This window comes from Bradyrhizobium sp. GW821-FHT13H05 (assembly GCF_058804065.1).
Genome location: NZ_JBXAPO010000007.1, coordinates 264,377 through 276,666, shown reverse-complemented (window position 1 = coordinate 276,666; position 12,290 = coordinate 264,377). Strand labels below are relative to the sequence as shown.

Sequence of the window (12,290 nt, the reverse complement as noted above, 5' to 3'; positions counted from 1 at the left end):
TCAATTGCTCTGCACCGATTCGAAGCTCTGCTGCATCTTCTCGACCATCTGGTCGATGCTGAAGCTGGACGGCCGCTGGCTCGGCGGATAGTCTTTGAACGTCGCCAGGAACTTCCCGACGATGGCTGGCCCCGCCACAATGACGCCCGCCGCATCTGACATCAGCCAGTCGTAGTAGACATTGGACGTGACGTCGGCGCGCTCATAGGGATCGGAGCGGAGGTTGAAGAATTTCGGGACGCGCAGCTTGGTGAATGGCTCGGCCCAAATCCGCAGCGTTCCCGTTGCGCGTTGCTCCTCGAACACGATCTTCCAGTTCTCGACGCGGGCCGCGACAACGTCACCGTCGTCGTTGAAGTAGATGAACTCCTTCCGCGCACTGCCCTGCTGCTGACCCGTTAGATAGGCAAGCTGGCTGTAGCCATCGAGGTGAACCTTGTAGGTCTTGCCGCCCGTCTGATAGCCGGTGAGAAGTTTCTGCTTGATGTCGGGATCGCCGGCGGCAGCCAGCAGTGTCGGCATCCAGTCGAGGCCGCTGAACATCTCGTTCGATATGGAGCCGGCGGCAATACGGCCGGGCCATCGGGCCAGGCATGGCACACGGAACGCGCCTTCCCAATTGGTGTTCTTCTCGCTGCGGAACGGAGTGGTGCCGGCATCGGGCCAGGAGTTCTGGTGCGGCCCGTTGTCGGTCGTGTAGATCACGATCGTATCGTTCGTGATACCGAGATCGTCGAGGGTCTTGAGGACCGTGCCAACGGTCGCATCGTGCTCGATCATACCGTCCGCATATTCCGTACGCGAGGTCAGTCCGGGCTTGTCGCGATGCTCGGCGCGCACATGGGTACGAAAGTGCATGCGGGTGGAATTGAACCAGCAGAAGAACGGCGTGTTCGCCTGGGCTTGCCGCCTGATGAAGTCGATGGCGGCGGTCGATGTCTCGTCGTCGATCGTCTCCATCCGCTTTTTCGTTAGCGGACCGGTATCCTCAATGATCTGCTTGCCGACCCGTCCGAAGCGCGGATGCTCTGTCGGATCGTCGCGATCGCTCGCCTTGCAGCGCAGCACGCCGCGCGGTCCGAACGTCTCGAGAAAGCCGGGATCACGCGGATAGAACCGGTTCTCGGGATCCTCCTCGGCGTTGAGGTGATACAGATTGCCGTAGAATTCGTCGAAGCCGTGGACAGTCGGCAAATATTCGTTGCGATCGCCAAGATGGTTCTTGCCGAACTGGCCGGTTGCGTAGCCGAGCGGCTTGAGCAGCTCCGCAATCGTCGCATCGCGCGCCTGAAGGCCGACAGTTGCGCCGGGAATGCCAACCTTGGACAGTCCCGTGCGCAGCGTGCATTGCCCGGTGATGAACGATGATCGCCCCGCCGTGCAGCTTTGCTCGGCGTAATAATCGGTGAACATCATGCCTTCCCTGGCAATGCGGTCGATGTTCGGGGTGCGATACCCCATCACGCCGAAGGAATAGGCGGAGATGTTGGTCTGGCCGATGTCGTCGCCGAAGATCACGAGGATGTTCGGCTTGCGTCCGGAAGGCGTCCCCGCCGCCGGACTTGCTGCCGGTGCGGGCGCGGCCTTCTGCGCCTGCGCCAGGACCTCCGAGGTCAGCGTCGCCGCGGCGACGATGGAGGACGTCCCCAAAAGAAGATTTCTGCGATCGATCGACTTGTCAGCCCGCGACTGATTGTTGTCGTTCTCCAATTCGTTACTCATTCCCGACTCCCTACGTTGCTGTACGTCCTTCTTGTTCGTGTTGAATGGAAAGCGGTGACCGCACCACACATCTGAATCCGACATGGCTCGTCGAGGTATCGATCGGCTCTGCGTGCCGTGCCGCCGGGCGATAGCGGCGGCAATAATTAGGCGCACAGAGATGCGAGCCGCCTTTCAAGACTTTGCGTGGAATGCGGATGTCTGGTTGACACAGGTCGTAGCTCGCATCCTCCCGGCCACCGCGCGGATTTTTCGGGATGCAGCATGGCTTCGCAGCCTCGGCCGCGTGTCTGGACGACCACCAGTCCGAGGTCCATTCCCAGACATTGCCGATCATGTCGTGGAGACCGTAGCCGTTCGGCGGAAAGGCCATGACCGGCGAGGTACGCTCGAACCCATCCTCGCCGAGGTTCTGGACAGGAAAATTGCCCTGCCAGATATTGGCCATGTGCTTGCCGCCCGGCATCAACGCGTCGCCCCAGGCGAATTCCTCACCGTCGAGACCGCCGCGCGCGGCGAACTCCCACTCCGCCTCCGTCGGCAACTCCTTGCCGGCCCAGCGCGCATAGGCACTCGCGTCACTGTAGGAGACGTGCACCACTGGGTGATCGTCGAGGCCCTTGATATTGCTGCCCGGGCCATAGGGATGGCGCCAATTGGCGCCGCGCATGAACGACCACCACTGGCTCCAGTCAGACAAATCCGTAATGCGCGGCAGCGGCGAGAACACCAGCGAGCCGGCGTAAAGCATCTCCTTCAGCGCGCCGGGATAATCCTTGGGGTCGGGGACGACCTGCGCCTCCGTGACATGGCCGGTGGCGTTGACGAACTGCTTGAACTGCCGGTTGGTCACCGGCGTTCGATCGATCCAGAAGCCGTCGACGCAAACGCGATGGCTCGGCGCTTCCTCGGGATAATGGTGATCGGATCCCATGCGGAAGGTGCCGCCGGGAATGAAGACCATCTCGCCGGTCTTCAAATCATCCGGTAACCACTCGCAGTGATCCAGGTCCGCCCGCAGCATGGTGGAAACTCCGATACGCGCATCCCACCAATTGCTACCGCACGGAATTCAGCGGCCGTCGACGACGGCAAATTTTCCGGCACATCGGACGCATTGTCTGGTCCCCTCTTCTTGGCGCTTGGTGGCTGGAGATGAAGATGCCGTGTTGCGTCAACATCTCTTCCGCTTTCGCGCGCACATTTTCGCGCGCGCGGCAAACCAGCTGCCGCATGCGCTCTGCCATCTGCAAGGCGCTTCCGCCCGGTATCGCTTAAGTTGCAAACGGTATCCGAAGATTGAACGGCTGTGATGTGCAGTTTGTGCCAGTCCAACGCGGCGAACGGTGAGGCTTAACGACACATCTCGCAAATCCCTCAATCCGCAGCGTTATGTAGGAATTGGTTCACATCAAATTCGACGATCTTTCGCCTCAAAACGCGAAGTCAGTTCGCTGCATCCACCTCGCGTTGTAGTGGTGGTTGCTTGCTGTCTGCCGCATAATTGTCGCGCTTCAGTACAAGGGTACAGCCATGGGGCAGTTCCTTCTGGTTGATTCGCGGAAGCTCGACGGATTCGAGGGCCTTCACCAGGCCGTGCACGGCTCTCACGTCGACGTCATGCAGCTCGGACGCGGGCGGCTGCGCGGGACGCTGTCCCATATCGGCATCGGCAATTTCTCTCTCAGCATCGGTGCCTTCAACGTCGGCATGCGCACGCAGCGCACCTCCAGCGACGACAAGCTGATCATCGGAATGCTGCTGGCCGCCGAGCAGCGCGTCGCCCACTGGTCGTTCGACATGCAGCTCAACGACGTGCTCGTGATACCGCCGCTGCTAGAGCATGACGGCGTCTTTCATGGCGCATCCGCTTACGCCGCGATGCGCTTCGATCTCCATGAGGTAACGTCGCTGTTCGGCGGAGAGGCACGTCTGAGCAATCCCGACACATGGCGCAGCCGTGGGCATTTCCGCGCGGATCTCGACACCGGTGCGGTCGCCTCGCGTCGTCTGGTGCGGATCATGTCGCATCTGCGCAACCACACCGACGGACTGACCCCGTCGACCGCCGATTTCTGGAAGCGATCGATCGTCGAATGCATGGCGGCCAACGTCATCTCGTCAATGCCGCCCGACGACAGCGGCTGGCTTCCTTCGGCAAGACGACTGATCCGCAGGGTCGAGGAGTATCTGGACGAGGCCGGCACGCGGCCGGTGCATGTGTCCGAGATTTGCGCCACATTCGGTGTGTCGCGACGCACGCTGCATCGTGCCTTTCAGGAGGTGTTCGGGCTTGGCCCGGTGACCTTCCTGCGCCACAAGCGCCTGTGCACGATCCACTCCATCCTGCGGGAGAGCCCGCCGGGCACGACCACGGTTGCAGCGGTCGCCATGCAGCAGGGCTTTTACGAACTCGGACGCTTCTCGCAGTATTATTTCGCGATGTTCGGAGAGCGTCCGTCGCAGACCTTGGGAATCATGTCGCTCCCCGTTTCAACAGGCGGGCTGGCCCAAGCTTAAGCCCGGCTCCCTCGGAGGGGAGCAAGACGCACCTCCTCAAGCAATCGCCTTCCGGTGCCGCCCGGTTAAACCGTGGCAGCGATCCGGCAACGATCGATCGGTTCCCTCGATTGGTTCCCTTGGACGGCTACTGCCCGGCCCAGCCAGCGGTCACGGTCTGCTGCGTCTTGGGCTGCGCCGGCGCCGGTGCATTGGCCACACAACGGCGAGCCGTTTCGATTTCGGCCTCGGTTGCCCCATGGGATCGGGCCCATGTCTCTGCGGCAGCAGCCGAATATTTCGCCACATAATACCGGACGACGGTGCAGGAGGCCCGTCGAAAGACGCCGGGCTGCGGCTCGCCTGCGATTGCATCAGGCGCGAAGGCAAACAGCGCCGCTGATAGCGCAAATCCCCTGATTAACATTTAGGCCGTCCCCGTAATGGAACCTCCCCGGCCAACGTCGCTGAGCAAATTTCGTTCCGGGGAACAGCATGCTCTCAGGCAATGCAGAGGCGCGATCAGGTCATGGCGCCGGAAGCGCGGCCTTCGCCTGCTGCCGCGTCAGCGCATTGATGAAGCCGGCGCGCGCGTCGGAATGGGCCTGCCCGCGCGGTTCCAGCACGTGGCGCAACAGGAACAGGCCCGTGAGCCGAAAGCCATCCTGGAGATCCTCATCCGTGAGTTCGCGCGCGGTTTCGCCCTGGCGCAGGAACGGCGGCAGCCGCAACAGCCGGTCGCGCCACGGCTCGCCCGCACCGCGCGACACCGCGCCGCCGGATTTGGGCGAGACATAGATCAGGTCCGTGGTCTCCCCGGTTACCGCGCAATTCTCAAGAGCGAGCCCGAAGCCGAGCTCGGCGAGCATCGCCAACTCGAAATGAATGACGTGCACGGCGGCGCTGCCGATGTCGTCGAAATCATCCAGCGAATGTTCGAGCTGCGAAAATATCTCCTGGTGCGGATCGCGTTCGGGAAGGAGCCGCGCAATCGAGGCGAGGTGAGTAACGCCGTAGACCCCATGGGACGATCCCAGCAGCGTCGCCGCGCGCAGCTTCAGTCCCTCGATGGCGTAGGTGCCGAGATGCTCGTCAAGCCGCGCCCGCCAGATGACGCTGACGCTGTTGCCGGGTTGCAGCAAGGGGCGCATCCGCGAGCCGGCGCCGCCGCGGACAAGGCCGAGATGCCGGCCGTGTGCGCGCGTGAGCAGCTCGACGATGGCGCTGCTCTCGCCATGCCGCCGCACGCCCAGCACGATGCCCTCATCGGTCCATTCCATGGGAGGAAGTCTAGCGCAATTCGAGCGATCGCAGGGTGGACAAAGCGAAGCGTGCCCACCAATTTTGATCATCTGCGATTAGAGTGGGCACGGCGCGCAACAGCGCGCCTTTGCCCCGCAAAAGCTCACGCGTTGAACCAGCCCTGGGCGTCGCCGCTGAACGAGAAATACAGCCCCATCGTCGTCAGCACGCAGGAGACGATCTCGATGGCGCTGTCGAGCTCCATCCCCTTCTCGCCGATGATCTGGCCGAGCGAGATCACCGACAGCACCAGGGCTGCGGCCAGCACCCAGCGCGGCCAGTTCTTGCGCCAATGCGCAGCGAGCCAGACAAAGTAGACGAGCAGCAGGATCATCCCGCCGGCGAGCATCGTCGCCGTCATGATCATCTGCTCCGTCATCTCGGCACTGGGCGTGCGATCCTGCACCGCAACCGAGACCGCATCCAGCATCAACGATGCATAGAGCAGCGCTTCGAAGCGCCGGACGTTCGTGGGCACGCTCATCGGATACCGATCTTTTCTTGGTTATTCTTTGGGAAATTCCAGGCCCATCTCGCGATAGCGATCGGGATCGTCGCCCCAGTTCACGCGCACCTTGACGAACAGGAACAGATGCACCGGCACGCCCAGGATCTCGCCGATCTCCTTGCGCGAGTCCGCGCCGATCGACTTGATGGTGGCACCGCCCTTGCCGAGCACGATCTTGCGCTGGCTTTCACGCTCGACGAAGATCGTCTGCTCGATCCGCACCGACTTGTCCTTGCGCTCCTCCCACTTGTCGGTCTCGACCGTGGACTGATAGGGCAATTCCTGGTGCAGCTTGCGATAGATCTTTTCGCGGGTGATCTCGGCCGCGAGATGTCGCATCGGCGCGTCCGACATCTGGTCTTCGGGATAGAGGAACGGGCCCGGGGCCACCATCTCGGCAAGCGTGCTGCGAATGTCGTCGACGCCGTCGCCCGAGATCGCCGAGACCATGAAGGTCTTGGCGAACTTCATGCGCTCGTTGGCGGCCTGTGCCAGCGCCAGCAGCTTCTCGCGCTGGACCAGGTCGACCTTGTTGATGACAAGGATCTTGTCGTGATTGACGCTCGCGGCCTTGGTGAGGATCGCCTCGGCTTCCTCGTCGATTCCGGCCTTGGCGTCGATCAGCACACAGACCAGATCGGCATCATGCGCGCCGCTCCAGGCGGTCGAGACCATGGCTCGGTCGAGTCGTCGCTTGGGCAGGAAGATGCCGGGCGTATCGACCAGGATGATCTGCGCATTGTTCTCGATGACGATGCCGCGGATCAGTGCGCGCGTGGTCTGCACCTTGCGCGAGACGATCGTGACCTTGGCCCCGACCAGCGCGTTGACCAGCGTGGACTTGCCGACATTGGGCGCGCCGATCAGCGCGACGAAGCCGCAGCGCGTCGCGGCGGCCGCCTCACCGCTTGTTTCAGCCGTCATTGCCGCCGCCAACGCCTTCTCGTTCGATCATGACTGAGGCCGCCACCTTCTCGGCCGCTCGTTTGCTGCCGCCGACACCTTCCGCGGGCGCCAGTCCCGGCAGGTCCACAGCGACGCGGAATTGCGGATCGTGATGCGGGCCGGTACGCTCGACCTCGCGGTAAACAGGCGTCGGCAATCCCTTCCCCTGTGCCCATTCCTGCAGCACGGTCTTGGGATCGCGCAAGGGACGCCGCGGCTTGTGCATGCGCTCGGTCCAGTTGCGCTTGACGAACTCGGATGCCGCCGCATGGCCGCCGTCGAGGAAGATGGCGCCGATCACGGCCTCGCAGATGTCACCGAGTATGGATTTGCGCAGGCGGGCATCGGCGCTGGAACCGACCGAACCGAGCTTGATGTCGTCGAGCAGACCGAGCGACTTGGCGACATCGGCGCAGCTTTCCTTGCGCACGAGTTCGGCAAGGCGCTTGGACAGCTCGCCCTCATCGGCGTTCGGGAAAGCGTGATAGAGCATGTCGGAGACGACGAGGCCGAGCACGTGGTCGCCGAGGAATTCAAGCCGCTGGTAGCTGTCGCCGCGCTTGCGACCAGACTTCAGCGCCGAGACATGCGTGATCGCCTGGATCAGCTGGTTCGGATCCGCAAAGCTGTAACCAATGCGCGCCTCGAGTGCCGCATTCGCGTCAGTCGCCTTGGCCTTGCGTACCCGCTTCTTCTTCGCAGGCGTCTTCGGTGCAGCTTCGCCCTCAGGAGCGGCTTGCGCCTCGATCGTTTGGGTCGCGATGTCCTTGGCTTCGTCTTTCATCGGACGATTTTGAAGAACCGATTCCAGCGCACCGACCACGGCCAGCGCCAGAACATCCAGGCATGCTCGCCTTCGCCGATGGAGAAGAAGATCATCTGGGCGCGGCCGATCAAATTCTCCTGCGGCACATACCCGACCTGGCCAAGGAAGCGGCTGTCGGTGGAGTTGTCGCGGTTGTCCCCCATCATGAAGAAATGGCCCGATGGCACCGTGTAGACGTTGGTGGTGTCCATGTAGCCGTTGTCGGCGCAATCCAGCGTCTCGTAGGACACCCCGTTCGGCAGCGTCTCCTTCCAGCGCTTCACCCGCGAAATCGCGCCGCTTTCGGCGCCGCAGGGATCCTCGCCGACATATTCGCTCATGCGCTGCCGCTCGACCGGCGTGTCATTGATGTAGAGCAGCCCGTCCTTCATCTGGACGCGGTCGCCGGGAAGCCCGATCACGCGCTTGATGTAGTCGGTGGAGTCGTCCTTGGGCAGGCGAAACACGACGATGTCGCCGCGGTTCGGGTCCGAGCCCCAGATCCGCCCCGAGAACAGCGGCGGCGAGAACGGGATCGAGTAGTGGCTATAGCCGTAGGAATATTTCGAGACGAACAGATAGTCGCCGACCAGCAGCGTCGCTTTCATCGAGCCGGACGGGATGTTGAAGGGCTGGAACAGAAAGGTGCGGATCACCAGCGCGATCAGGAGAGCGTGGATCACGACCCGGATCGTTTCGCCGACGCCGCTCTCAGTTTTCGTTCCCGAAGTCACGCTCATTGCTCTCTCAATTCCGGCCGGCGGTCACAGAGCGCCCTCCTCCCGCGAACAGCCCATCGTTCGCAGCCCAAGGAGATTGTCCTGATTCTGATAATGAGGGCCAATTCCGGCGTAAAGCCGAATTCGCCCAGCCTGATTTGCGTCCGCGGACTTTTAGACGGTTGTCGGAGGTCACGCAATCAAGGATCGCATCAAAACTGCATAAAGCATTGATTTTTAATACGAATTATAAAATTCACGCGCGACGGTCAGGGCTTGGCCAGCGGGACGGCCGAAATGACGACGAAGGCCTGGGCGAGCGGCCAGTCGTCGGTGATCGACAGGTCGATCCGCGCCTCGAAGCCGTCAGGGGTCAGGGCCTGGAGCCGGGCCAGCGCCCCGCCGGTCAGCTGCATGGTCGGCCGCCCTCCCGGCAAATTGACCACCCCCATATCGCGCCACCAGACGCCGCGCCGGATCCCGGTGCCGAGTGCCTTGGAGCAGGCCTCCTTGGCGGCGAAGCGCTTGGCATAGGTCGCCACCACCATCTTCTCGTTCTTGGCGCGCCGCTCCGCCTTGGCGCGCTCGGCTGCGGTGAAGATGCGGTCGAGGAAGCGTTCGCCATGGCGCTCGATCACCTTGGCGATGCGGGTGATGTCGATCAGGTCGGAGCCGATGCCGATGATCATGCCCGGCTCCGGCCGCGGTCCATCGCCGCGCGCATGCTGCGCACCGTCTCGGCAAGACCGACGAACAGCGCTTCGCCGATCATGTAGTAGCCGATGTTGAGCTCCATGATGTCAGGCAGCGCCGCGATCGTCTCCGCCGTCGCATAATCGAGCCCGTGGCCGGCATGAACCTCGAGCCCCGCATCCTTGGCGAGCTTCACGCCCGCAACGATCCGCTTCCACTCCGCCTCGGCCTTCTCCGTGTGGCCGTCGACGACGGCATCGCACCAGGCGCCAGTGTGGACCTCGATCACGGGCGCACGCAGCCGCGCCGCCATCTCGATCTGCGCGGGATCGGCGGCGATGAACAGCGAGACGCGGATGCCGGCATCGTTCAGCCGAGCGATATAGGGTGCGAGTGCATTGTGCTGGCCGACCACATCCAACCCGCCTTCGGTCGTCACCTCCTGCCGGCGCTCGGGCACGAGGCACACCGCGTGCGGCTTGGTGGCGAGCGAGATGCGCATCATGTCATCGGTCGCCGCCATCTCGAAATTGAGCGGCTTGGATATCCCGGCTTTCAGCCGCGCCATGTCCTCGTCGCGGATGTGCCGGCGATCCTCGCGCAGATGCGCCGTGATGCCGTCGGCGCCGGCCTCGATCGCCAGCAGCGCGGCGCGCACCGGATCGGGATGGCGGCCGCCGCGTGCATTACGGACGGTCGCGACGTGGTCGATATTGACGCCGAGGCGGAGCGGAGAAGCGGGCATTGCAAGGCTCACAAATTCAGAAGGACAGACGGATACGACAGGCGTCTATCCATTAACACGTTCGACGCGGGCGACGACGGCCTTCGCGCGCAACTGGGCCAGGATCGCGCTCAGGTGCTTCAGGTCGTAGACTTCGAGATCGATCGTCGTCTCCGTGAAGTCAGGCGAACGGCGCTGCATGCTGATGTTGTCGATGTTGCCGTCATGCTCGGCGATCACGGTCGCGATCTGCGCCAGCGCGCCGGGCTCGTTGACGTTCTCGACCTTGATGCGGGCCGGGAAGCGCTGCGGCGCGGAGTCCTCGATGTCCCAGCGGACGTCGAGCCAGCGCTCCGGCTCCTCCTCGAAATCCTTCAGCGCCGGCGCCTGGATCGGATAGATCGTGATGCCCTCGCCCGGCGTGACGATGCCGACGATGCGGTCGCCGGGCACTGCGCCGCCGTTCGGCGCGAACTTCACCGGCAGGTCGGAATTGTTGCCACCGATCGGAATGGCGACCGGGCTGCGCGGCGGCTCCGGCGACTTCTCCTTGAGCTTGGCGGCAAGCCCCTGCCCCTTCTTGACGCCATAGCGCGCGATGCGCTCCTCCTTGTAATCGGGATACATCGCGCGCGCGACGTGGGAGGCCTTGATCTCGCCGCGCCCCACAGCCGCCATGACGTCCTCGATCGAGGTGCGCGCGAGGCGCGGCAGCGCGCCCTTGAGCTTGTCGTCGGCGTATTCGATCTTGGCGCGCTCGAACAGGCGCTCGACGATGCGCCGGCCGAGGCCGACATACTGGTCGCGCACCGCGGTACGTGTGGCGCGTCGGATCGCGGCGCGCGCCTTGCCGGTAACCGCGAGCGTTTCCCAGGCCGACGGCGGCGCCGATTGCGCTTCCGAGGTCAGCACCTCGACCTCGTCGCCATTCTGGAGTTCCGAGGACAGCGGCGAGAACTTGCCGTTGATCTTGCAGCCCACCGCGCTGTTGCCGACGTCGGTATGCACAGCATAGGCAAAGTCGATCACATTGGCATGGCGCGGCAGCGCGATCAGCTTGCCCTTTGGGGTGAAGCAGAACACCTGGTCGTGGAACAGCTCGAGCTTGGTGTGCTCGAGGAATTCCTCCGGGTTCGCGCTCTCCGAGAGGATGCCGATGGTGTGCCGCAGCCAGGCAAACGCGGTGGACTCGCGCTTGAGAAACTCGGTCGGCGATCCCACGCCTTCTTTATAAAACACGTGCGCGGCGATACCGCGCTCGGCGATCTGGTCCATCGCCTCGGTGCGGATTTGCAGCTCGACCCGCTGATTTCCGGGGCCGATCACCGTGGTGTGGATCGAGCGGTAGTCGTTCTGCTTCGGCGTCGAGATGTAGTCCTTGAAGCGCCCCGGCACGACCGGCCAGGTGGTGTGGACGATGCCGAGCGCGCGATAGCAGGCCTCGATATCGTTGACGACGACGCGAAAGCCGAAGATGTCGGACAATTGCTCGAAGCCGACCGACTTGCGCTCCATCTTGGTCCAGATCGAGAAGGGCTTCTTGCGACGGCCATAGACCCGTGCGCCGAGGCCGCGGTGACGCAGATTGTTGGAGAGCTGGTCCTCGATCTCGCCGATCAGATTGCGGTTGCGCTCGGCGAGCGCGTCGAGCCGCTGCATCACCACCGAATAGGCTTCGGGATCGAGGGTGCGGAAGGACAGGTCCTCCAGCTCCTCGCGCATTTCCTGCATGCCCATGCGCCCGGCCAGCGGCGCATAGATGTCGAGCGTCTCCTCGGCGATGCGGCGGCGTGATTCCGTCGGCACGAAATCCAGCGTGCGCATGTTGTGCAGGCGGTCGGCGAGCTTGACCAGCAGCACGCGAACATCGTCGGCAATGGCCAGCAACAATTTTCGCAGGTTCTCGGCCTGCTTGGCCTCCCGCGACACCAGCTCCAGCCGCTTCAGCTTGGTCAGGCCCTCGACCAGTGCGCCGATCTCGGGCCCGAAGATCTGGTCGATCTCGGCCCGCGTCGCTTCGGTGTCCTCGATCGTGTCATGCAGCAGTGCAGCCACGATGGTGGCGTCGTCGAGCTTGAGGTCGGTGAGAATCGCCGCGACTTCGAGCGGGTGCGAGAAATACGGATCGCCCGAGGCCCGCGTCTGCGAGCCGTGCGCCTTCATGGCGTAGACATAGGCGCGGTTCAGCAGATCTTCGTTGGTGTTGGGATTGTAGGACCTAACGCGTTCGACGAGGTCATATTGACGCATCATGCGCGCGCGGGGCTTCGCCGGACGAGCCACCGGCGCAGTCGGAGCCACCGCAACCGATTCGGTTGCGGCCAGCATCTGCGTTGGTCTCCGGCGCCGATACACCATGCCATCCTGCCTTCA

The 12,290-nt window shown here is 63.3% G+C and carries 12 protein-coding genes; 1 reads left to right on the top strand and 11 read right to left on the bottom strand.

Translation table 11 applies throughout. The features are described from left to right. Window positions 1-1,722, bottom strand: a complete 1,722-nt coding sequence (locus tag AC1RR3_RS23090; protein ID WP_492825403.1) for an arylsulfatase — start codon at window positions 1,720-1,722, stop codon at window positions 1-3. A 10-nt stretch (window positions 1,723-1,732) separates the two neighbouring features. Beyond that, entirely contained in the window at window positions 1,733-2,746 is a 1,014-nt protein-coding gene (locus AC1RR3_RS23085; protein ID WP_492825402.1) for a formylglycine-generating enzyme family protein, read from the bottom strand. Between the two features lie 509 nt (window positions 2,747-3,255). Here AC1RR3_RS23085 and AC1RR3_RS23080 point away from each other — a divergent pair. Further along, window positions 3,256-4,242 (top strand): helix-turn-helix domain-containing protein, encoded by a 987-nt coding sequence (locus AC1RR3_RS23080; RefSeq protein WP_492825401.1) that lies wholly within the window; start codon window positions 3,256-3,258, stop codon window positions 4,240-4,242. 127 nt (window positions 4,243-4,369) lie between these two features. Here the strand turns inward: AC1RR3_RS23080 and AC1RR3_RS23075 are convergent, their stop codons facing one another. The 9 genes from AC1RR3_RS23075 to AC1RR3_RS23035 all read right to left on the bottom strand — a co-directional run bounded on the left by AC1RR3_RS23075 (window position 4,370) and on the right by AC1RR3_RS23035 (window position 12,275). After that, window positions 4,370-4,648 carry a hypothetical protein gene (locus AC1RR3_RS23075; RefSeq protein ID WP_492825400.1) on the bottom strand — a complete coding sequence of 93 codons (279 nt, stop codon included), beginning with the start codon at window positions 4,646-4,648 and terminating at the stop codon, window positions 4,370-4,372. A gap of 100 nt (window positions 4,649-4,748) precedes the next feature. After that, the gene (recO, locus tag AC1RR3_RS23070) at window positions 4,749-5,501 is read right to left on the bottom strand and encodes a DNA repair protein RecO (RefSeq protein WP_492825399.1); all 753 of its coding nucleotides are present in this window, start codon (window positions 5,499-5,501) and stop codon (window positions 4,749-4,751) included. 125 nt (window positions 5,502-5,626) lie between these two features. Then, a complete protein-coding gene (locus tag AC1RR3_RS23065; RefSeq protein ID WP_492825398.1) occupies window positions 5,627-6,007 on the bottom strand; it encodes a hypothetical protein in 381 nt (126 codons plus the stop codon). A 21-nt stretch (window positions 6,008-6,028) separates the two neighbouring features. After that, complete coding sequence (era, locus tag AC1RR3_RS23060; RefSeq protein ID WP_492825397.1) at window positions 6,029-6,955, bottom strand: GTPase Era; 927 nt, start codon at window positions 6,953-6,955, stop codon at window positions 6,029-6,031. Continuing rightward, complete coding sequence (gene rnc / locus AC1RR3_RS23055; protein ID WP_492825396.1) at window positions 6,945-7,760, bottom strand: ribonuclease III; 816 nt, start codon at window positions 7,758-7,760, stop codon at window positions 6,945-6,947. The genes era and rnc overlap by 11 nt, the downstream gene beginning before the upstream one ends. Next, window positions 7,757-8,521 carry a signal peptidase I gene (gene lepB / locus AC1RR3_RS23050; protein WP_492825395.1) on the bottom strand — a complete coding sequence of 255 codons (765 nt, stop codon included), beginning with the start codon at window positions 8,519-8,521 and terminating at the stop codon, window positions 7,757-7,759. The genes rnc and lepB overlap by 4 nt, the downstream gene beginning before the upstream one ends. Before the next feature lie 248 nt (window positions 8,522-8,769). Further along, the gene (gene acpS / locus AC1RR3_RS23045) at window positions 8,770-9,189 is read right to left on the bottom strand and encodes a holo-ACP synthase (RefSeq protein ID WP_492825394.1); all 420 of its coding nucleotides are present in this window, start codon (window positions 9,187-9,189) and stop codon (window positions 8,770-8,772) included. Continuing rightward, complete coding sequence (locus AC1RR3_RS23040; protein ID WP_492825393.1) at window positions 9,186-9,938, bottom strand: pyridoxine 5'-phosphate synthase; 753 nt, start codon at window positions 9,936-9,938, stop codon at window positions 9,186-9,188. The genes acpS and AC1RR3_RS23040 overlap by 4 nt, the downstream gene beginning before the upstream one ends. Window positions 9,939-9,983: 45 nt before the next feature. Then, entirely contained in the window at window positions 9,984-12,275 is a 2,292-nt protein-coding gene (locus AC1RR3_RS23035) for a RelA/SpoT family protein (protein WP_492825392.1), read from the bottom strand. Window positions 12,276-12,290: the final 15 nt, after the last annotated feature.

What these genes read in the sequence shown, in the direction of transcription:
- AC1RR3_RS23090 (WP_492825403.1), bottom strand. Translation starts at nt 1,722, where the DNA reads ATGAGTAACGAATTGGAGAACGACAACAATCAGTCGCGGGCTGACAAG.
- AC1RR3_RS23085 (WP_492825402.1), bottom strand. Translation starts at nt 2,746, where the DNA reads ATGCTGCGGGCGGACCTGGATCACTGCGAGTGGTTACCGGATGATTTG.
- AC1RR3_RS23080 (WP_492825401.1), top strand. Translation starts at nt 3,256, where the DNA reads ATGGGGCAGTTCCTTCTGGTTGATTCGCGGAAGCTCGACGGATTCGAG.
- AC1RR3_RS23075 (WP_492825400.1), bottom strand. Translation starts at nt 4,648, where the DNA reads ATGTTAATCAGGGGATTTGCGCTATCAGCGGCGCTGTTTGCCTTCGCG.
- recO (WP_492825399.1), bottom strand. Translation starts at nt 5,501, where the DNA reads ATGGAATGGACCGATGAGGGCATCGTGCTGGGCGTGCGGCGGCATGGC.
- AC1RR3_RS23065 (WP_492825398.1), bottom strand. Translation starts at nt 6,007, where the DNA reads ATGAGCGTGCCCACGAACGTCCGGCGCTTCGAAGCGCTGCTCTATGCA.
- era (WP_492825397.1), bottom strand. Translation starts at nt 6,955, where the DNA reads ATGACGGCTGAAACAAGCGGTGAGGCGGCCGCCGCGACGCGCTGCGGC.
- rnc (WP_492825396.1), bottom strand. Translation starts at nt 7,760, where the DNA reads ATGAAAGACGAAGCCAAGGACATCGCGACCCAAACGATCGAGGCGCAA.
- lepB (WP_492825395.1), bottom strand. Translation starts at nt 8,521, where the DNA reads ATGAGCGTGACTTCGGGAACGAAAACTGAGAGCGGCGTCGGCGAAACG.
- acpS (WP_492825394.1), bottom strand. Translation starts at nt 9,189, where the DNA reads ATGATCATCGGCATCGGCTCCGACCTGATCGACATCACCCGCATCGCC.
- AC1RR3_RS23040 (WP_492825393.1), bottom strand. Translation starts at nt 9,938, where the DNA reads ATGCCCGCTTCTCCGCTCCGCCTCGGCGTCAATATCGACCACGTCGCG.
- AC1RR3_RS23035 (WP_492825392.1), bottom strand. Translation starts at nt 12,275, where the DNA reads ATGGTGTATCGGCGCCGGAGACCAACGCAGATGCTGGCCGCAACCGAA.